Source organism: Mycobacterium sp. 1423905.2, assembly GCF_001673155.1.
Taxonomy (GTDB): domain Bacteria; phylum Actinomycetota; class Actinomycetes; order Mycobacteriales; family Mycobacteriaceae; genus Mycobacterium.
In genome coordinates, this window is record NZ_LZLE01000350.1 from 1 (window position 1) to 17922 (window position 17922).

17 protein-coding genes and 1 pseudogene are annotated in these 17922 nt (G+C 66.6%); 13 read left to right on the top strand and 5 right to left on the bottom strand.

Features of this window, described 5'->3' with window-relative positions; genetic code table 11:
- Window positions 1–21 precede the first annotated feature (21 nt).
- The 6 genes from A9W95_RS23900 to A9W95_RS23925 all read left to right on the top strand — a co-directional run bounded on the left by A9W95_RS23900 (window position 22) and on the right by A9W95_RS23925 (window position 5929).
- Window positions 22–696: an alpha/beta hydrolase gene (locus A9W95_RS23900; RefSeq protein ID WP_067418618.1), complete on the top strand. Its 675-nt coding sequence runs from the start codon at window positions 22–24 to the stop codon at window positions 694–696.
- Window positions 697–725: 29 nt separating this feature from the next.
- Window positions 726–2183, top strand: coding sequence for an NAD(P)/FAD-dependent oxidoreductase (locus A9W95_RS23905; RefSeq protein WP_067418597.1), 1458 nt, complete (start codon window positions 726–728; stop codon window positions 2181–2183).
- A 65-nt stretch (window positions 2184–2248) separates the two neighbouring features.
- Entirely contained in the window at window positions 2249–3040 is a 792-nt protein-coding gene (locus tag A9W95_RS23910; protein WP_156746377.1) for an ABC transporter permease, read from the top strand.
- A gap of 10 nt (window positions 3041–3050) precedes the next feature.
- A complete protein-coding gene (locus A9W95_RS23915; RefSeq protein WP_067418598.1) occupies window positions 3051–3815 on the top strand; it encodes an ABC transporter ATP-binding protein in 765 nt (254 codons plus the stop codon).
- A gap of 2 nt (window positions 3816–3817) precedes the next feature.
- Complete coding sequence (locus tag A9W95_RS23920) at window positions 3818–4828, top strand: ABC transporter substrate-binding protein (protein ID WP_067418600.1); 1011 nt, start codon at window positions 3818–3820, stop codon at window positions 4826–4828.
- Window positions 4829–4834: 6 nt separating this feature from the next.
- Window positions 4835–5929, top strand: a complete 1095-nt coding sequence (locus A9W95_RS23925; protein ID WP_067418601.1) for an LLM class flavin-dependent oxidoreductase — start codon at window positions 4835–4837, stop codon at window positions 5927–5929.
- A 189-nt stretch (window positions 5930–6118) separates the two neighbouring features.
- Here the strand turns inward: A9W95_RS23925 and A9W95_RS28485 are convergent, their stop codons facing one another.
- A complete protein-coding gene (locus tag A9W95_RS28485) occupies window positions 6119–6286 on the bottom strand; it encodes a hypothetical protein (protein ID WP_371328112.1) in 168 nt (55 codons plus the stop codon).
- Between A9W95_RS28485 and A9W95_RS23930 the strand changes: the two genes are divergently transcribed.
- Complete coding sequence (locus A9W95_RS23930) at window positions 6249–6464, top strand: hypothetical protein (protein ID WP_067418603.1); 216 nt, start codon at window positions 6249–6251, stop codon at window positions 6462–6464. The two genes, A9W95_RS28485 and A9W95_RS23930, sit on opposite strands and share 38 nt — an antisense overlap.
- Here the strand turns inward: A9W95_RS23930 and A9W95_RS23935 are convergent.
- Window positions 6461–7294 (bottom strand): SDR family oxidoreductase, encoded by an 834-nt coding sequence (locus tag A9W95_RS23935; protein ID WP_067418605.1) that lies wholly within the window; start codon window positions 7292–7294, stop codon window positions 6461–6463. The two genes, A9W95_RS23930 and A9W95_RS23935, sit on opposite strands and share 4 nt — an antisense overlap.
- Window positions 7295–7328: 34 nt before the next feature.
- On the opposite strand from A9W95_RS23935, the gene cobN reads away from it, so the two are divergent.
- Complete coding sequence (cobN, locus tag A9W95_RS23940; protein ID WP_067418607.1) at window positions 7329–10901, top strand: cobaltochelatase subunit CobN; 3573 nt, start codon at window positions 7329–7331, stop codon at window positions 10899–10901.
- A gap of 10 nt (window positions 10902–10911) precedes the next feature.
- The gene (locus A9W95_RS23945; RefSeq protein ID WP_067418621.1) at window positions 10912–11298 is read left to right on the top strand and encodes a PPOX class F420-dependent oxidoreductase; all 387 of its coding nucleotides are present in this window, start codon (window positions 10912–10914) and stop codon (window positions 11296–11298) included.
- On the opposite strand, the gene A9W95_RS23950 is transcribed toward A9W95_RS23945, so the two are convergent.
- On the bottom strand, window positions 11295–11993 hold the full coding sequence (locus tag A9W95_RS23950; RefSeq protein ID WP_067418623.1) for a dienelactone hydrolase family protein: 699 nt from the start codon (window positions 11991–11993) through the stop codon (window positions 11295–11297). The two genes, A9W95_RS23945 and A9W95_RS23950, sit on opposite strands and share 4 nt — an antisense overlap.
- A gap of 72 nt (window positions 11994–12065) precedes the next feature.
- On the opposite strand from A9W95_RS23950, the gene A9W95_RS23955 reads away from it, so the two are divergent.
- Complete coding sequence (locus A9W95_RS23955) at window positions 12066–12536, top strand: FxsA family protein (RefSeq protein WP_067418608.1); 471 nt, start codon at window positions 12066–12068, stop codon at window positions 12534–12536.
- On the opposite strand, the gene A9W95_RS28260 is transcribed toward A9W95_RS23955, so the two are convergent.
- The gene (locus tag A9W95_RS28260) at window positions 12533–12667 is read right to left on the bottom strand and encodes a hypothetical protein (protein WP_256388934.1); all 135 of its coding nucleotides are present in this window, start codon (window positions 12665–12667) and stop codon (window positions 12533–12535) included. The two genes, A9W95_RS23955 and A9W95_RS28260, sit on opposite strands and share 4 nt — an antisense overlap.
- A gap of 140 nt (window positions 12668–12807) precedes the next feature.
- Here A9W95_RS28260 and A9W95_RS23960 point away from each other — a divergent pair, with 140 nt between their 5' ends.
- Together A9W95_RS23960 and lnt are read left to right on the top strand one after the other, a co-directional pair.
- Complete coding sequence (locus tag A9W95_RS23960) at window positions 12808–14340, top strand: amidohydrolase (protein WP_082983299.1); 1533 nt, start codon at window positions 12808–12810, stop codon at window positions 14338–14340.
- A pseudogene (lnt, locus tag A9W95_RS23965) lies at window positions 14333–16912 on the top strand (apolipoprotein N-acyltransferase). The gene A9W95_RS23960 and the pseudogene lnt overlap by 8 nt, the downstream one beginning before the upstream one ends.
- A 6-nt stretch (window positions 16913–16918) precedes the next feature.
- Here lnt and rbpA read toward each other — a convergent pair.
- Window positions 16919–17254 (bottom strand): RNA polymerase-binding protein RbpA, encoded by a 336-nt coding sequence (gene rbpA, locus A9W95_RS23975; protein ID WP_067418613.1) that lies wholly within the window; start codon window positions 17252–17254, stop codon window positions 16919–16921.
- Between the two features lie 131 nt (window positions 17255–17385).
- Between rbpA and A9W95_RS27560 the strand changes: the two genes are divergently transcribed.
- A complete protein-coding gene (locus A9W95_RS27560; protein WP_082983300.1) occupies window positions 17386–17736 on the top strand; it encodes a hypothetical protein in 351 nt (116 codons plus the stop codon).
- The last annotated feature ends 186 nt before the right edge of the window (window positions 17737–17922 follow it).

Genomic DNA, 17922 nt, shown 5'->3' on the forward strand with positions numbered 1-17922 from the left:
GGTACGGGCAGACTGGTGGATGTGGAGACCGTGGAATACGCCCCAGGACGCCAGGCCGATGTCTTCGGCGACCCGACGGACCCGCCGGTGCTGTTGTGGCACGGCATGCAAACCGATGCCCGCGCCGCCGTGCGGCCGTTGGCGGATCTGATCGCTGGTCACGGAGCCACGGTGGTGGCGCCGGACTGGAATTCGCACAGCGACGACGGCGGCCGCAGCGACCTGTTGGGATCGCTGGCTTTCGTGCGCCGGCATGCCCGTGGCGGTCAAGGCATCGTTCTCGTCGGCTGGTCGATGGGCGGTGCTGCCGCCGCCGGGCTGACCTTCGATGCGGCACGCCACGACGTCACGCTGGCGCATACCGTCTGCCTGGCCGGAGCATTCATGGCGCCCGACCCCATCTCGGGGCGCGCGATCACCGACGGACTGTTCAGTGGCGAGGTCGGGTCGCCGTTTACCCTGCTGCACGGTGCTGCCGACGACGTCGTGCCGGTGTCGGCCAGCCGGGACTTCGCCGCGTACCTCGAGCGGCTCAGCTGGCCGGCGGAGCTGGTCGAGTTGGACGCCGACCACGGATCCATCGCCGGCGCGGACTACGACACCGTGGCCGATCGGTACGTGCCGGGACAGAGCGACGCGGCCCATAAGGCGGCAAAGGAGGTTGCCGCGCGAATCGCGGCGATTTTCCCCTCCTAGACAGCGCGGACCCGGCGTAACGTGCACACATGGCAAAGACGCGTCAGGTACGGGTTGCGATCATCGGTGCCGGGATGTCCGGCATTTGCATGGCGGCCAAGCTGCAAGATGCCGGCATCGATTCCTTCACCATCTTCGAGAAGGCCGGCGACGTCGGCGGAACCTGGCGCGACAACACCTATCCCGGTCTGACCTGCGACGTGCCGTCGCGCTACTACTCCTACTCGTTTCGGCCCAACCCGAAGTGGTCACACCTGATGCCGCCGGGCGCGGAGATCCACGCCTACTTCCAGCAGGTGGCCAGGGAACGCGGCTTGCACCGGCATATCCGCTTCAACACCGACGTCACCGGCGCCCGATACGACAACGGGACCTGGCGGCTCACCACCCCCGAAGGTGAAGAGACGTTCGACGTCCTCGTCACGGCGACCGGGGTGCTGCGGATACCGCGGTACCCGAGCATTCCCGGACGGGAAACGTTCGCCGGACCGGCATTTCATTCGTCCCGATGGGACCACTCGGTGTCGTTGCCGGACAAGCGAATTGGACTGATCGGCACTGGGTCAACCGGTGTGCAGATCGTCGCCGAACTCGGCGGCAAGGTGCAAGGGTTGAAAATCTTTCAGCGCACCGCGCAGTGGGTCTACCCGATGCCTAACCCGCGGTACTCCCGGCTGACCCTGGCGGTGCTGTCGCGCTGGCCGGCGCTGAACCGGCTGGGCTTCCTGTTCTGGGGGTGGTTCTTCAGAACCATCTTCGGACGCGCGCCGATCCGCCCCGGCTGGCAACGGCGCATCGTGCAGGCCGAATGCCGCTGGAACCTACGGCTCTCCGTGCGCGACGCGCAATTGCGCGCCAAACTCACCCCGACCTATCAGCCCATGTGTAAGCGGCAGATAGTCGCCGGACATTTCTACCGCTCGGTGCAACAGCCCGGCGTCGACGTCATCACCGACCGCATCGACCACATCGAGCCCCGCGGCGTCGTCACCGCCGACGGCACCCTGCACGAGCTAGACCTACTGGTGTACGCGACCGGGTTCGACGCTCGCGCCTATGTGCGCCCGCTGAAGGTAGTCGGTGAGGGCGGCGTCACCTTGGACGAGGTGTGGGCCGACGGTCCCATGGCCTACCGCTCCATCGCAGTGCCCAAGTTTCCGAACCTGTTCATGATGATGGGTCCACACTCGCCGTTCGGGAACCAGTCCCTGGTCCCCATCGCCGAGGACCAGGCCGATTACGTGATGTGGTGGATCAATCAGCTGCGCGACGGAGCGGTGCGCGCGGCCGCGCCGAGCGAGGCGGCGACCAAGGACTACAACGAAAGCATGAAAGCGGCGATGCCAGAGACGATCTGGGTGACCGGCTGCAACAGCTGGTATCTCGGCAAGGACGGATTGCCCGAGCTGTTCCCGTGGACGCCGGAAACTCACCGCCAACTGCTCCGCGACCCGGTGCTCTCCGATTTCGACGTGACTACCGCCTGACAGGTTGCCGTCAGGCAGAACAAAACCCTTACCCTGACCGCTGTGGTCGCCATAGCGTCGACCTGGTGAGCATCGCCACGGCGCTTCCCCCTGCGCCGACACCGAGGGCACAGCGCAGATGGGAATATCTGCGCGTCGCTTCCCCTTTGGTGCTGCTCGCGGTGTGGCAGCTGGGCAGCGCAACCGGCGTCATCCCGCAAGACGTCCTGCCCGCCCCGTCGTTGATCGTCGAAGCTGGCCTGGAGTTGGTGCGTAACGGCCAGCTCGTCGACGCCTTACAGGTGAGCGGCGCCCGGGTGATCGAAGGGCTGGTGCTCGGCGGCATCATTGGGATCGTGCTCGGGTCAGCGGTCGGCCTGTCGCACTGGTTCGAAGCTGCCGCGGACCCGCCGATGCAGATGATTCGCGCGCTCCCGCATCTGGGCCTGATTCCGTTGTTCATCGTGTGGTTCGGGATCGGCGAGCTGCCCAAGGTGTTGTTGGTCGCGCTCGGGGTGGTCTTCCCGCTCTACCTGAACACGTTCTCGGCGATCCGTCAGGTCGACCCGAAGTTGCTGGAAACCGCGCAGGTGCTGGGCTTTTCCTTCGGGCAGCGGTTCAGCCGCATCATGGTGCCCAGTGCTGCGCCGCAGGTGCTCGTCGGGTTTCGGCAGTCGCTGGCTATCGCCTGGCTGACCTTGATCGTTGCCGAGCAGATCAACGCCGACAAGGGAATCGGCTACCTGATCAACAATGCCCGCGACTTCTTGCGCATCGACATCATCATCTTCGGCCTGACCGTGTACGCACTGCTGGGCATCAGCACCGATGCGATCGTCAGGCTCATCGAGCGCCGCGCGCTGCGGTACCGACAATGAAAGGCCTGCATTGACAGTCACAGCAGAAGCTTCGGCGGCGCAGGCGGCGCAGGCGGCGCGGACCGGCTTCGCCGGAGAGTTGCGTCACGTCGATAAGTGGTATGACCGCAATCACGTGTTGCGCGATGTCTCGCTGCAGATCCGAGTCGGCGAAATCGTGGCGTTGGTGGGGCGCAGCGGGTCGGGCAAGTCGACGGTCTTGCGGGTGTTGGCCGGGTTGTCCAGCGACCACACCGGTGAGCGTGTGGTGGCCGGTGCGCCGGCCCTGGCCTTCCAGGAACCGCGCTTGTTCCCCTGGCGCGATGTGCGCACCAACGTCGGTTACGGCTTGACGCGCAGTCGGCTACCGCGGGAGCAGGTGCGGCAACGCGCCGACCGTGCGCTGGCCGATGTGGGGCTGGCCGATCGAGCCGACGCATGGCCGCTGACGCTGTCGGGTGGTCAGGCACAACGGGTTTCGCTGGCTCGGGCGCTGGTCGCCGAGCCGCAGCTGTTACTGCTCGACGAACCCTTCGGGGCGCTGGACGCCTTGACCCGGCTGACCATGCACACGCTGCTGCTCGACCTGTGGCAACAACATGGCTTCGGCGTCCTGCTGATCACTCATGACGTCGACGAGGCGGTGGCCCTGGCCGACCGGGTGCTCGTCCTCGACGACGGGCGAGTCGAACACACCGTCGTCATCGATGAACCCCGCCGCGCACCCGGTGACCCCGGTGCCCACACCGAGCAGCACCGTGCGGAATTGCTCGACCATCTGGGGGTGCGGTTCTAGCGATGCGGCGAAGTGTCGTCGCGGTGATCGCGACTTGGTTGCTGCTGCTGACCGGATGCGTGTCGCGTGCCGGCAGTGCAGGCCCGCAGGCGGCTCCGGCGGCCGTGCCGCTATCCGACTTGGCCGGCCTGACACTGCAAGTGGGCGACCAGAAGGGCGGTACTGAGTCCCTGCTGCGCGCTGCCGGACAACTCGACAGTCTGCCGTACCGAGTTGCGTTCTCCACCTTCACCTCTGGCCCGCCGCAGGTCGAGGCGCTGACCGCGGGCAAGATCGACTTCGCGATCATGGGCAACACGCCGCCGATCTTTGGCGCCGCCAGCAATGCCAAGATCAAGGTGGTGGCCGCATACGGAGGCGGGGGAGTGGGCAATCGGATTCTGGTGCATGCCGATTCGCCGATCACGTCCGTGGCCGATCTGCGCGGCAAGGCGGTCGCGGTCGGCAAGGGTAGTTCGTCACACGCGAATCTGTTGGCGCAGCTGGACAAGTCGGGCCTCAAGCCGTCCGACGTGAAGTTCGTCTTCCTGCAACCCGCCGACGCGCTGTCGGCGTTCAACCAGCATCAGGCCGACGCGTGGGCTATCTGGGACCCGTATACGGCCCAAGCCGAGCAGCAGATTGCGGTGCGCAGCATCGCCGAGGCGACGGGCGTCACCAACGGGGACTGGCTAGGTGTCGCAGCCGATCCGGCGCTTGCCGACGCCAAACGCAACACCGCGCTCTCCGATCTGTTGGTGCGCTACGAGAAGGCTGTGCAGTGGGCTCGCGCTCATCCGCAAGAATGGGCTCAGAGTTATTCAGCTGCAGTCGGATTGGATCCCCAGATTGCGGCGGTGGCGGCGAATCGTAGTCTGCGGTTGCCGACCGAACTCAACGACGACCTGGTCGCCTCGGAGCAGAAACTGGCCGACCTGTTTGCGGCGTCGGGCCAACTCCAGTCGTCGCCGCATTTCGCCAACTGGGTCGACCACCGATTCAATGACGTGCTGCGGCCAAACCTCGTCAGTTAGGAAGTCATGTCGGCGAAGTTCTTCTGGTTTCTTCCCACCACCGGTGACAGTCGGTCGATTGTCGGCGGGTCGCATGCGTCGTCGCATCACACGGTGCCGGCCAGCCATCGCAAGCCCTCCCGTCGGTACCTGGCCGAGGTGGCACGCGCCGCCGACCGGCTGGGTTACGAGGGTGTGCTGACACCGACCGGAACGTGGTGTGAGGACGCATGGTTGACGGCTGCGGCACTTATTGCCGAGACCGAGCGGTTGAAGTTCCTGGTCGCGTTCCGGCCGGGTCTGGTGCCGCCGACGTTGGCCGCGCAGCAGGCCGCGACGCTGCAACGGTTCTCCGATGGACGCGTGCTGCTGAACGTGGTCAGCGGAAGCGACGACCGGGAGCAGCGCCGGTTCGGTGACTGGCTGGACCACGACGAGCGGTATGCCCGCACCGGGGAGTTCCTGCATATCGTCAACTCGGTGTGGCGCCAGGAGGCGGTCGATTTCACCGGGAAGCACTATCGGGTCGAGGATGCGAGGGTGTCCGAGGCGCCAGATCCGTTGCCGCAGATCTACTTCGGAGGGTCCTCAGCGCCAGCGCTGGAGATTGCCGCCGATTACACCGACGTGTATCTGACATGGGGGGAACCGCCGCAGTTGGCGGCGGACAAGATCGCCAAGGTGCGCCAGTTGGCGCAGGCACGAGGCCGCACGGTGCGGTTCGGGATCCGGCTGCACACCATCAGCCGCGCTACCTCGGAAGCGGCCTGGGCGGTCGCCGACGAACTGCTCAGCGAGCTCACCCAGGAGCAGATCGCGAGCGCCACCGAGCTGCATTCCCGTTCGGAATCCGAAGGGCAGCGCCGCATGACCGCCCTGCACGGCGGGCGTCTCGACCAACTCGAGATCTACCCCAACCTGTGGGCCGGAGTCGGCCTGGTACGCGGCGGCGCGGGCACCGCTTTGGTGGGTAGTCATGAAGAAGTCGCGAACCTCATTGTGGAATACCACTCACTGGGTTTCGACGAGTTCATTCTGTCCGGATATCCGCACCTGGAAGAGGCGTACTGGTTCGCCGAAGGAGTGCTGCCGCTGTTGCGGCACAAGGGAGTCGCGGCATAGAACGGCGGTCGATTGCGTTGCGAACACATGAGCGGAGAACCGCACAATGGCTCCATTTGACCCCCGCGCCCGAGTAGGGCCTCCCGGACCGGGACGCAACTGTGGACGGCTAGGAAACTGTCACTCCACGGGTCACCCGTAGCAGTTCCAATTTGCCGGCGTCAGTGCTGCCCGCCGCAGCGGTGTTGGTCACCAGGTGCAGATCGGCACCCGGAACGTCCAAACATCGCAGTCAACCGTAATTTCGCCCACCTCAAGATGGAGGAACGTCTTGCATTGCGTGGTGTGTACCGCAGGCGGTGCCACTCGCCATCGCTGATTGAATTCAGCGGAGGCGCAACGCAAGTCACGGACCATTCCGGCGACAACGCGCCGGGCGGCCGGTCGATACCTCGCCGATGTCGCGCTCGGCAAGATCGACGCCGAATCCGGTTCCTACGTCAATCGCGGCAAAGTGATCCAGTCTTCGGACGAGTCGTACGACCCTGCCCGCGAAGCCGAACTGTGGACAGCGCTCGAGCAGTTGACCGCTTAGGACGTGCCGGTGCGCCGGGCATACGCCGTGCGCTTGTCGGCCTGCACGTCGCTGGTGAAGACGCGACCCGTTCCCAACGCGCGTCCCAACGCCTCGGCAACCGCCAATGGCATCAGCCGTTGCGCCGAAACCGTCAGGCCGATGGCTCGCGGCACCAACACGCGGGGCTTGGGTTTGACGATCACATCCGCAACCGCTCGGGCGACGTCCTCGGGTTCGGCGTTCTTGAATCCCTTGGCGTGCCCAATCCCGGCAATCATGTCGGTATTGGTCAACGTGGGCATGACTGCGGTGAACTGGACGCCGGATCCGCGGTTCTCCATTCGCACGGTGTCGGTGTAGCCGACCACGGCATGCTTGGTGGCGCAATACGTTGCGATGCCCTCGGTAGGTAGCACGCCACCGAGCGAGGCGATGTTGATGACGTGTCCTCGGCGGCGTGCAAGCATGCGTTGCGCGGCGAGCTTGGTGCCGAGGATGACGCCGAAGACGTTGACGTCCAGCAGCCGGTGGGTCACGGCATCGGTTTCGTCGACCGCGCTTCCCACTGCAATGACGCCGGCATTGTTGACCAGAACGTCGAGCGGACCCAGCTGTCCTTCCACCTCATCCAAGAACTGTGTGAAGGACTCGCGGTCGGTGACATCGAGCCGACGGCTCACCGGCAACCCGAGGCGGCCACCGGCATCGGCAACCGCAGCCTCGTCAATGTCGCCGATGGCCACCCTGGCTCCTCGACCGTGCAGCGCAGCGGCTATGGCAAAACCGATTCCGCGGGCTCCACCTGTGACAGCAACCACTTTCCCAGTAACAGACACAGCCCTCATCATCACCCTTATGGCGGCCTTGCGGTAGGAATGGTAGGTGGCCGAGCCAACCGTCGTGCTGTTGTCGACCTCCGATACCGACCTGATCAGTGCTCGCGCCAGCGGAAAGAACTATCGGTGGGCCAACCCGGCCCGGCTCTCCGATCTCGAGCTCACCGACCTGCTGTCGGGCGCATCGCTGGTGGTGGTGCGCATTCTCGGTGGTTATCGCGCCTGGGAAAGCGGCATAGACACGGTTCTGGCCAGCGGTGTCCCAGCCATCCTGGTCAGCGGCGAACAGGCGGCCGACGCCGAGCTGACCGGAATGTCCACGGTCGCTGCTGGCATCGCTGTCCAGGCCCATATCTATCTGGCTCACGGCGGCGTGGACAACCTGCGCCAACTGCATGCCTTCCTCTCCGACACCGTGCTGATGACCGGCTTCGGTTTCACCGGGCCTAGCATCACGCCGACCTGGGGAGAACTCGAACGGACACAACCGCCGGGCAGTGGCCCGACTATCGCCGTGCTCTACTACCGAGCCCAGCATCTGGCCGGCAACACCGCCTACATCGAGGCGCTGTGCCAGGCGATCGAAGGCGCGGGCGGACGGCCGATGCCGCTCTACTGCGCGTCGCTGCGCACCGCCGAGCCGGAACTTCTGGACCGGCTTGGAGCGGCAGACGCCATGGTGGTCACCGTGCTTGCCGCCGGAGGAGCCAAACCCGCCGCTGCGTCGGCCGGTGGTGACGACGACAGCTGGAACGTCGAACACCTTGCCGCCCTCGATGTTCCGATTCTGCAAGGCTTGTGCTTGACCAGTTCGCGGGCGCAATGGTGCGACAACGACGATGGTCTGAGCCCGCTGGACGTCGCTAGCCAAGTTGCGGTCCCCGAGTTCGATGGGCGCATCATCACCGTTCCGTTCTCCTTCAAGGAGATCGACGACGACGGGCTGATTTCCTATATCGCTGACTCGGAGCGCTGCGCACGCGTTGCTGGGTTGGCTGTGCGGCACGCCCAACTCAGGCACATCCCTGCGCAGGACAAGCGGGTTGCCGTCGTGTTCTCCGCCTACCCGACCAAGCATGCCCGCATCGGCAACGCGGTCGGCCTGGACACCCCGGCCAGTGCGGTCGCCTTGCTGCGGGTGATGCGTGAGCGCGGATATCACGTCGCGGACCTGCCGGGACTCGATGCCAATGACGGTGACGCGCTCATCCACGCGCTGATCGAACGCGGTGGCCAGGACCCCGACTGGCTCACCGAGGGGCAGCTAACCGGCAACCCGATCCGCCTGTCTGCCAATGACTATCGGGATTGGTTCACGACACTACCCGCCGAGTTGACCGATGCGGTGACGAAGCATTGGGGGCCGCCCCCCGGTGAGCTGTTCGTCGACCGCAGCAACGACCCCGACGGCGAAATCGTCATCGCCGCAATGCAAGCGGGCAATCTGGTGCTGATGGTGCAACCGCCGCGCGGCTTCGGGGAAAATCCCGTCGCCATCTACCACGACCCGGACCTGCCGCCCAGCCACCACTATCTGGCCGCCTACCACTGGCTGGACGCCGGATTCGGTGCGCACGCCGTGATCCACCTGGGTAAGCACGGAAACCTGGAATGGTTGCCGGGGAAGACGCTGGGCATGTCGGCGTCGTGTGGATCCGATGCCGCGCTCGGCAACCTGCCGCTCATCTACCCTTTCCTGGTTAACGATCCCGGCGAGGGTACCCAGGCCAAGCGACGAGCACACGCGGTCCTCGTCGACCACCTCATCCCGCCGATGGCGCGCGCTGAAACCTACGGAGATATCGCGCGTTTGGAACAGTTGCTCGACGAACACGCCAACGTCGCCGCGCTGGACCCGACCAAGCTGCCCGCCGTGCGCCAGCAGATCTGGACGCTGATCCGGGCCGCCAAAATGGATCACGACCTCGGACTCACCGAACGGCCCGCCGAAGACACCTTCGACGACATGCTGTTGCATGTTGACGGGTGGCTGTGCGAGATCAAGGACGTCCAGATTCGCGACGGCTTGCACATCTTGGGTCAAAAACCTGACGATGCAGCAGAACTCGACCTGGTGCTGGCCATACTGCGCGCGCGGCAACTCTTCGCCGGTGAACACGCGCTGCCCGGCCTGCGGGAGGCGCTCGGTTTGGCCGAAGACGGCACCGACGAACGCGCTCTGGTCGATCGGATCGAGGCAGCAGCACGGGGATTGGTCGGTGAACTGCAAGCCAGTGGCTGGAGCCCCGAAGCCGTCGAACACATCACCGACAACCCAGCAGTCGCCGACGTGCTGCGGTTCGCTGCCACTGAAGTGGTGCCCCGACTCGCGGGCACGGCCGCTGAGATCGAGCAGGTGCTACGGGCGCTCGACGGTCACTTCATCCCGGCCGGGCCATCGGGATCACCGCTGCGCGGCCTGGTCAACGTGCTGCCCACCGGCCGCAACTTCTACTCCGTCGATCCCAAGGCCGTACCGTCCCGGTTGGCATGGGAAGCCGGTGTGGCGCTTGCCGATTCGCTGCTCACTCGCTACCGGGCGGACCACGGGCGGTGGCCCCAGTCGGTCGGGCTGTCGGTGTGGGGCACCTCGGCGATGCGCACCTCGGGCGACGATATCGCCGAAGTCCTTGCGCTCTTGGGGGTTCGGCCGGTGTGGGACGACGCGTCACGGCGTGTGGTCGATCTGACACCCATTCCGTTGGCCGAATTGGACCGCCCGCGCATCGATGTGACTGTGCGCATCTCCGGCTTCTTCCGTGACGCCTTCCCCCATGTGGTGACGATGCTCGATGATGCGGTGCGCCTGGTCGCTGGCCTGGACGAGTCTGCCGACGACAATTATGTGCGCGCGCACGCCCAGACCGATCTGGCCCAGCACGGTGACCACAGGCGTTCCACCACAAGAATATTCGGGTCAAAGCCGGGCACCTATGGTGCGGGGCTGCTGCAGCTGATCGACAGCCGCAACTGGCGCGACGACGCCGACCTGGCGCAGGTGTACACCGCCTGGGGCGGGTTTGCCTACGGGCGCGACCTGGACGGCCGAGAAGCGGTCGACGACATGAACCGTCAATACCGGCGGATCGCGGTCGCCGCCAAGAACACCGACACCCGCGAACACGACATCGCCGACTCCGACGATTACTTCCAATACCACGGCGGCATGGTGGCCACCGTGCGCGCGTTGACCGGGCAAGCCCCGGCCGCCTACATCGGTGACAACACCCGGCCCGACGCCATCCGCACCCGCACCCTCTCCGAGGAGACAACCAGGGTGTTCCGCGCCCGCGTGGTCAATCCGCGCTGGATGGCCGCGATGCGCCGGCACGGCTACAAGGGCGCCTTCGAGATGGCGGCGACCGTCGACTATCTGTTCGGCTACGACGCCACCGCCGGGGTGATGGCCGACTGGATGTACGAACAACTCACCGACCGCTACGTTCTCGACCCGGAGAACCGCAAGTTCATGGCGGAATCCAACCCGTGGGCATTGCACGGGATGGCCGAGCGATTGCTCGAGGCCGCCGGTCGAGGCATGTGGGCGCAGCCGCAGCCCGACACCCTGGACGGCCTGCGGCAGGCGTTGCTGGAAACCGAGGGCGACCTGGAAGGCTAGGTTGGGCACCGTGAAACCGACCTTCGCCGACCTCGCCAAGGCGCAGTACATCCTGCTGACCACCTTCACCAAAGACGGCCGGCCCAAGCCGACCCCGATCTGGGCGGCCGCCGACGGGGATCGACTGCTGGTCATCACCCAAGCGAAGTCCTGGAAAGTCAAGCGCATCGGCAATACCCCGCGCGTGACACTGGCGACCTGCACCATGAACGGCCGCCCCACCAGCGAGGCGACCGAGGGCACGGCGACCGTGCTGGACAAGTCGCAGACCGGCGCCGTTTATGACGCGATCGGCAAGCGTTACGGCATCGTCGGCAAGGTGTTCAACTTCGTCAGCAAGCTACGCGGCGGCATGGAGAACAACGTCGGTCTGGAACTCAGAGTCGCCCACACCTAGCCTTCGGCGAGGTGCTCGCCGAAGAAAGCGAAGACCCGCCGCCACGCGTCTTCGGTCGCCGCCTCGTTGTAACCGAAGCCGGTGATGCGAATCAGTGGCTGACCGGGCAGCTTGTTGGCGAAGCTGTGCCCGGCACGCGGATAGGTCTTGATGTCGGCGGTGATTTTCTTGGCGTCCGTTACCGCGCGCAGCCGGGCGGGTGCGCCGATACCCAACGGGTCGCGGGAACCAAAGCTCGCGACAATCGGGCATGCGCCGTCCAGCGTCTCGCTCAGGTGTCGAGGGAGCGGGGTTCCGTAGAACGGCGCGGACGCTCCGAATCCCTTGGGCGACAGCACTAACGCGAATTGACCGCCCATGCAGAATCCGGCGATGCCAACCCGTCCGGTGCATTCGGGCATGCCCAGCAGGTGGTCGCGGGCCGCCAGAATATCGTCCAGCGCGCGACCCCGCTGGGTCATCAGCTCTCGCATGACCCGGGGAATGCACCGAGCCCGGCTACCTCTGGCATACAGGTTCGGCGTCAGCGCCACGTAACCCGCCTGGGCGATACGTCGCGAGATCTCCTCATTGTCCGGCGCATAGCCGACGGCGTCGTGCACCACCACCACGCCTGGCCAGGGGCCCTGTCCCGACGGAACGCCCAGTAGCGCGTCAATCGGTCCGGCCGGAGTCTGGATATCGATCGTCGTCATAGCGTCATCTAACTGCAGCTGCGCCGCAACCGTACGCGGAACTTCCAGGACAACCACGAACGTTGGCGTCTCATGGTAGGTCGGCTGCTTCTCGTATACGCCGTCGTCGAACTCATGGCGCTGGTCGGACTGGCCGCGTCGATCGGGGTCGGCTGGACTCTGGTGGTGCTACTGGGCGCCTTCATCTTCGGCCTGGTTCTGTGGGCCCCGATGGGTGGTTGGCAGCTCAGCAGGCAGGTCATTCAGTTGCGCTCAGGTGTCAAGGACCCGCGCAGTGCCCTGGGCGATGGCGCGATGGTCGCGGTCGCCACCGGGTTGGTCCTCTTGCCCGGCGTGGTGACCACGGCGCTCGGCCTGCTCCTGCTGATGCCGCCGATTCGTGCGGCCGCCCGTCCGGGATTGGCCGCCGTCGTGGGTCGCACCTTCCGCCGCCGTGTCCCGCTGCCGGCCGACGCGCCGACAGGCCCGGACTACATCGACGGCGAAGTCATCGACGTCGTCGACGTCGAGTCACCCAGCTTGCCCTACGGCCGCAACAGCTAGTCGTCCCGATCGGGATCGGTCAGCTCGGGCGCCTGCTCCCGGGTCGCCATCCCGCCTTCCCGGCCGTGGTCGGCCGGGCCAGGGCGACCGCCCTTCGGCTCGTCGGCTGCACGGTCTGGGTCTTTGGGCATCGCAACCTCCTGTGTTGCTTCTTGGATTACCCCGGCCTGAATTCGCGGAACCCGCGTAGTTTTGCCCTGTGACGGCGACTTCCACCAAGCTGCTGGTCAACGGGCGTGTCTATAGCCCGACTCACCCGGACGCCACGGCCATGGCGGTACGCGGTGACACGATCGCCTGGCTGGGCAGTGACGACGTCGGCCGGCACCAATTTCCGGGCGCCGACCTCGAAGACCTCGCCGGTGCATTCGTGGCGCCCGGCTTCGTCGACAGCCATATCCACCTCAGCGCGACCGGTCTGATGCTCAGTGGGCTCGATCTGCGGCCCGCCACTTCCCAGGCACACTGCTTGCAATTGGTCGCCGACTACGCGGCCGCCCACCCCGGGCAACCGCTGTGGGGACACGGCTGGGACGAATCGGCGTGGCCTGAACACAGCCCGCCCAGCACCGCCGACCTGGACGCCGTCCTCGGGGACCGACCCGCCTACCTGGCTCGCGTCGACGTGCATTCGGCGCTGGCGTCCACTGCGCTGCGTCGCCTGACTCCCGAGTTGCCGATGGCAACGGGCTTTGGCGCCGACCATCCGCTCACCGGTGAAGCGCACCACCTCGTCCGCGCCGCAGCGCGCAACCTGTTGACCGACACTCAGCTCGCCCAAGCCCGCATCGCGGCGCTGCGCGCGCTCGCCGCGGCGGGGATCGTGGCCGTGCACGAGTGCGCCGGACCCGAAATCGGCGGCCTGGACGACTGGTTCGCGCTGCGTGGTGTCGACCACGGCGTGGAGATCATCGGATACTGGGGCGAGGCCGTCACCACCGCCGCGCAAGCGCGCGCCCTCATCGCCGAGACCGGCGCCCGCGGATTGGCCGGTGATCTTTTCATCGACGGAGCACTGGGCTCGCGCACCGCCTGGTTGCACGAGCCCTACGCCGACGCTCCTGGCTGTGTCGGCACCCGACACCTCGAACCCGACGCCGTGGAAGCGCACGTGCGGGCGTGCACGGAGGCCGACGTGACCGCCGGCTTTCATGTCATCGGCGATGCCGCGGTCTCGGCGGTGGTGGCCGCGTTCGAGCGGGTGGTGACCGACCTCGGGGTGGTCGCCGTGGCGGGTCGCGGTCATCGGCTCGAGCACGTGGAGATGGTCACCGCCGACCAAGCGGCGAAGCTGGGGGCATGGGGAATCATCGCTAGCGTGCAACCCAACTTCGACGCGCTGTGGGGCGGCGACGACGGCATGTACGCCGAACGCCTCGGCCCCGATCGAGGTCAGCGGCTAAATCCCCTGGCGCTGTTAGCATCCCAAGGCGTGCCCCTCGCGCTTGGTTCCGACGCCCCGGTCACCGGCTTTGAGCCGTGGGCAAGTGTGCGTGCGGCGGTCCAACATCGCACGCCCGGCAGCGGGCTGTCGGCGCGGGCGGCGTTCGCCGCCGCGACGCGCGGTGGGTGGCGGGCCTGCGGCGTCCGCGACGGTCATGCCGGCACCCTGGTGCCCGGCGCGCCGGCGTCCTACGCCATCTGGGAGGCCGACGCCTTCGACGTCAGCGCCCCGCCCGACGCCGTGCAGCGGTGGTCGACCGACCCGCGCTCCCGGGTTCCCGCCCTGCCCCGGCTAGGCCCGACCGACTCCCTGCCGCGGTGCCGCCGAACAGTGCATCGAGGTTCGGTCATCTATGGCTAAACGCCGTCTGGATCGCAGGGCACAACGGGCCGCGACCGCCGAAGCCGCCCCCGAGCCGCAGGACTCCGCGCCGGCACCCGAGTCAGAGCAAATCAACGCACCTTTGCCGGAAAATGAGTCTTCCGGTTCGCCGAGTTTGCCAGTCCGGCTGATCAGCGCGGCCCGCGGCCGCTTGCCCGCCGGGTGGGCGGCGCTGCGACCCCGCCTCGCGCGTCTGGCTGCCAGCGCGGTGGCCGGGTGGCTCATGTACGCCAGCTTTCCCCGGATGAACTGGTGGTGGGCCGCCGTCGTGTCGATCGCGCTGTTGAGCTGGGTGCTGACCCACCGCGCGACCCGGCCGGTGGGCGGACTCGGCTACGGCCTGCTCTTCGGTTTGATGTTCTACGTGCCGCTCCTCCCGTGGATCAGCATCCTGGTGGGCGCTACGCCGTGGCTGGTCCTGGCCGCGACCTGCGCGCTGTTCCCCGCGGCTTTCGGCTTGGCCGCCGTCGTCGTACGCCGACTGCCGGGTTGGCCGATTTGGTTCGCCGTTTTATGGGCGGCGCAGGAATGGGTGAAGTCGATCTTCCCGTTCGGTGGATTCCCGTGGGGCTCAGTCGCCTTCGGTCAGGCCGAGGGCCCCCTGCTGCCGCTGGTCCAGCTCGGCGGCGTGGCGTTGCTATCGGCAGCCATCGTGTTGCTCGGTGCCAGCTTGACCGCGATCGCCCTGGAAATCCAGAAGTGGTGGCGCAGCGGCTCGACCAACAAAGCCGACGAGGGGCAGAAGCCGCCGGCGGTGGTGCTGCCGGCCTTGTGCATCTGTCTGGTCTTCTTCGGCGCTCTCATCGTCTGGCCCCAGGTACGTCACGCCGGAGTGGGTTCCGGCGGCGAACCGCCGGTCACGGTCGCCGTCGTGCAGGGCAACGTGCCCCGGCTGGGGCTGGACTTCAATGCTCAGCGTCGAGCCGTCTTGGACAACCACGTGCGCGAGACGATCCAGCTCGCCGAAGACGTGCGATCGGGTTCCGCCCCCCAGCCTCAGTTCGTGATCTGGCCGGAAGACTCCTCCGACATCGATCCGCTGGCCAACCCCGACGCAGCGCAAGAGATTTCCCAGGCTGCCGCGGCAGTCGGCGCGCCGATCCTGGTCGGCTCCGTGCTCGACGTCCCGGGACGGCCGGACGACGCACCCGAGTTCACCAACACGGTGATCGTCTGGAACCCCGTCACCGGACCCGCCGACCGGCACGACAAGGCGATCGTGCAGCCGTTCGGGGAGTACCTACCGATGCCGTGGCTGTTTCGTCATCTCTCCGGATACGCCAACCGCGCCGGCCACATCGTGCCGCGTCCGGGAGACGGCGTGGTGCGCATCACCGGCGTGCCGGTTGGGGTCGCCACCTGCTGGGAGGTGATCTTCGACCGCGCGCCGCGCACGGCGGTGCTCAACGGGGCGCAGCTGTTGACGGTGCCCAGCAACAACGCCACCTTCAACCGCACCATGAGTGAACAGCAGCTGGCGTTCGCCAAGGTACGAGCCGTCGAACACGATCGATACGTGATTGTCGCCGGCACCACAGGGATCAGCGCAGTCATCGCCCCCGACGGCGCCGAACTGGTCCGCACCGACTTCTTCGTGCCCGCCTACCTGGACCTTCAGGTCCGCCTCAAGACCCGCATCACGCCGGCGACCAGGTGGGCGCCGGTGGTGCAGTGGATCCTGGCCGGGGCGGCTGGGGCGGTCATTCTCGTCGCAATACGGCACAATGGGTGGTCCCCGCGTCCGGCTCGCCGCCGGTCCAAGCGGGCCACCTAAAGGAGCTACATGACCACCGGCCAGTCTGCACCCGTACTGGTGATCATTCCCACCTACAACGAACGGGACAACCTGCCGCTGATCTATCGGCGCATCAAGGACGCCAGCCCCGACGTGCACGTCCTCGTCGTCGACGACAACAGCCCCGACGGCACCGGCCAGCTGGCCGACGAGCTGGCCGCGGCCGACCCCAACTGCACGCATGTCCTGCATCGCACCGTCAAAAACGGTCTGGGCGCGGCCTACCTGGAAGGTTTCGGGTGGGGCCTGAGCCGTAACTACTCCGTCCTCGTCGAAATGGATGCCGACGGCAGTCACGCGCCGGAACAGCTGTACCGCTTGCTGGAGGCCGTCGATGCCGGCGCCGACTTGGCCATCGGTTCGCGTTACGTCTACGGCGGAACGGTGCGCAACTGGCCGTGGCGGCGGCTGGCCCTATCCAAGACGGCCAACACCTATTCGCGGCTGGCGCTGGGTATCGGAGTACACGACATCACCGCCGGATACCGCGCTTACCGCCGTGAGGTGCTCGAGACCATCGACCTCACCGGCGTCGACTCCAAGGGCTACTGCTTCCAGATCGAAATGACCTGGCGCACGGTCAACGGCGGATTCAGCGTGGTGGAAGTGCCGATCACCTTCACCGAACGGGAGATCGGCGTATCCAAGATGAGCGGCTCTAACATTCGCGAGGCACTGGTCAAGGTGACCCGATGGGGCATCGAAGGCCGGCGGTCCGGCAAGGCCAATCGGACGCGAGCCGCCCGCACCGGCTAGCCCGGGTCAGCTGCGGCGACGCGACCGGATCAGGTCGAGGCGCTCTTTGAGCAGCTCTTCGAGTTCTTCGACCGAACGGCGCTCCAGCAGCATGTCCCAGTGCGTCCGCGGCGGTTTCACCTTCTTCGGCTCAGGCAGGTCACCCTCGATCAGGGTGCCTTCCATCCCGTTGCGGCACAGCCAGGTGCCGGGGATCTCCGCGTCGTCGGCGAACGGCACTTCGAACTCTTCGCCGTTTTCGGTGCGGTACCGAGCTATCTGACGCGGCGCAAGGTCATGGTTGCGGTCGGTCTCATAGCTCACAGCTCCGAGGCGACTGCCTCGCAGGACACGATCAGCCATCTGCGCTCTCCTTTAATCTCTTCGCTTAAGCAAACGCTAAGAGACTTCGCTTAGTTCCCCGTCACGCAGTGCGCGACGCAACCGTCAATGATACCGGGATCGCAAGCGGCGGCGGACTAAAGTCGGCAGGCGTGAGTCGTCGTGCCCGTCCCCAGCCGTGCCGGTGGTGCGGCCGCGACGTCAGCGACGCCGGGATGGGCCGACGCCGCCAGTACTGCCGCCAGTCATGCCGACAGCGCGCATACGAGCAACGGGCCCAGATGGCGCGCGGTGAAGCGACCGCCCTGCCCGCCGATGCGGTGGTCCTGACCTCTGACGAGGCCGCCGACCTCGCCGATCGCGTCTACCAAGTCCGATGCGCGGCCGAAGACGTCGCAACCGCCCTGGACGAAGGAGCGGCCGCGACCGAGTTGCGATCCCTGTGCGAGGAGCTCATCCGGGCGGCCCGGGCCGCGGACGGGTGGCGGCGCGTCGGCGTCTAGCCAGGGTAAAGTCGCGCCATGGACGGCAGGCATTGCACGGGCGCAGCAGCCGCCAGCCGTCATGCCTGTAACTGGGAGTATCGGACGTTTTGAAATCTTGCCCGAGTTGGCGATACTCACCAGCGACATTCTTGGCCCGAAGCGCAGCACGACGCTGGTCGGATCGGCGACGCTTCGCGCAGCACC

Bases quoted from the DNA above. Each gene is read 5' to 3' on its own strand.
- A9W95_RS23905 (WP_067418597.1), top strand. From the start codon at position 726: ATGGCAAAGACGCGTCAGGTACGGGTTGCGATCATCGGTGCCGGGATG.
- A9W95_RS23920 (WP_067418600.1), top strand. From the start codon at position 3,818: ATGCGGCGAAGTGTCGTCGCGGTGATCGCGACTTGGTTGCTGCTGCTG.
- A9W95_RS23925 (WP_067418601.1), top strand. From the start codon at position 4,835: ATGTCGGCGAAGTTCTTCTGGTTTCTTCCCACCACCGGTGACAGTCGG.
- A9W95_RS28485 (WP_371328112.1), bottom strand. From the start codon at position 6,286: ATGGTCCGTGACTTGCGTTGCGCCTCCGCTGAATTCAATCAGCGATGG.
- A9W95_RS23935 (WP_067418605.1), bottom strand. From the start codon at position 7,294: ATGATGAGGGCTGTGTCTGTTACTGGGAAAGTGGTTGCTGTCACAGGT.
- A9W95_RS23950 (WP_067418623.1), bottom strand. From the start codon at position 11,993: ATGACGACGATCGATATCCAGACTCCGGCCGGACCGATTGACGCGCTA.
- A9W95_RS23955 (WP_067418608.1), top strand. From the start codon at position 12,066: ATGGTAGGTCGGCTGCTTCTCGTATACGCCGTCGTCGAACTCATGGCG.
- A9W95_RS28260 (WP_256388934.1), bottom strand. From the start codon at position 12,667: ATGCCCAAAGACCCAGACCGTGCAGCCGACGAGCCGAAGGGCGGTCGC.
- A9W95_RS23960 (WP_082983299.1), top strand. From the start codon at position 12,808: ATGGCGGTACGCGGTGACACGATCGCCTGGCTGGGCAGTGACGACGTC.
- rbpA (WP_067418613.1), bottom strand. From the start codon at position 17,254: ATGGCTGATCGTGTCCTGCGAGGCAGTCGCCTCGGAGCTGTGAGCTAT.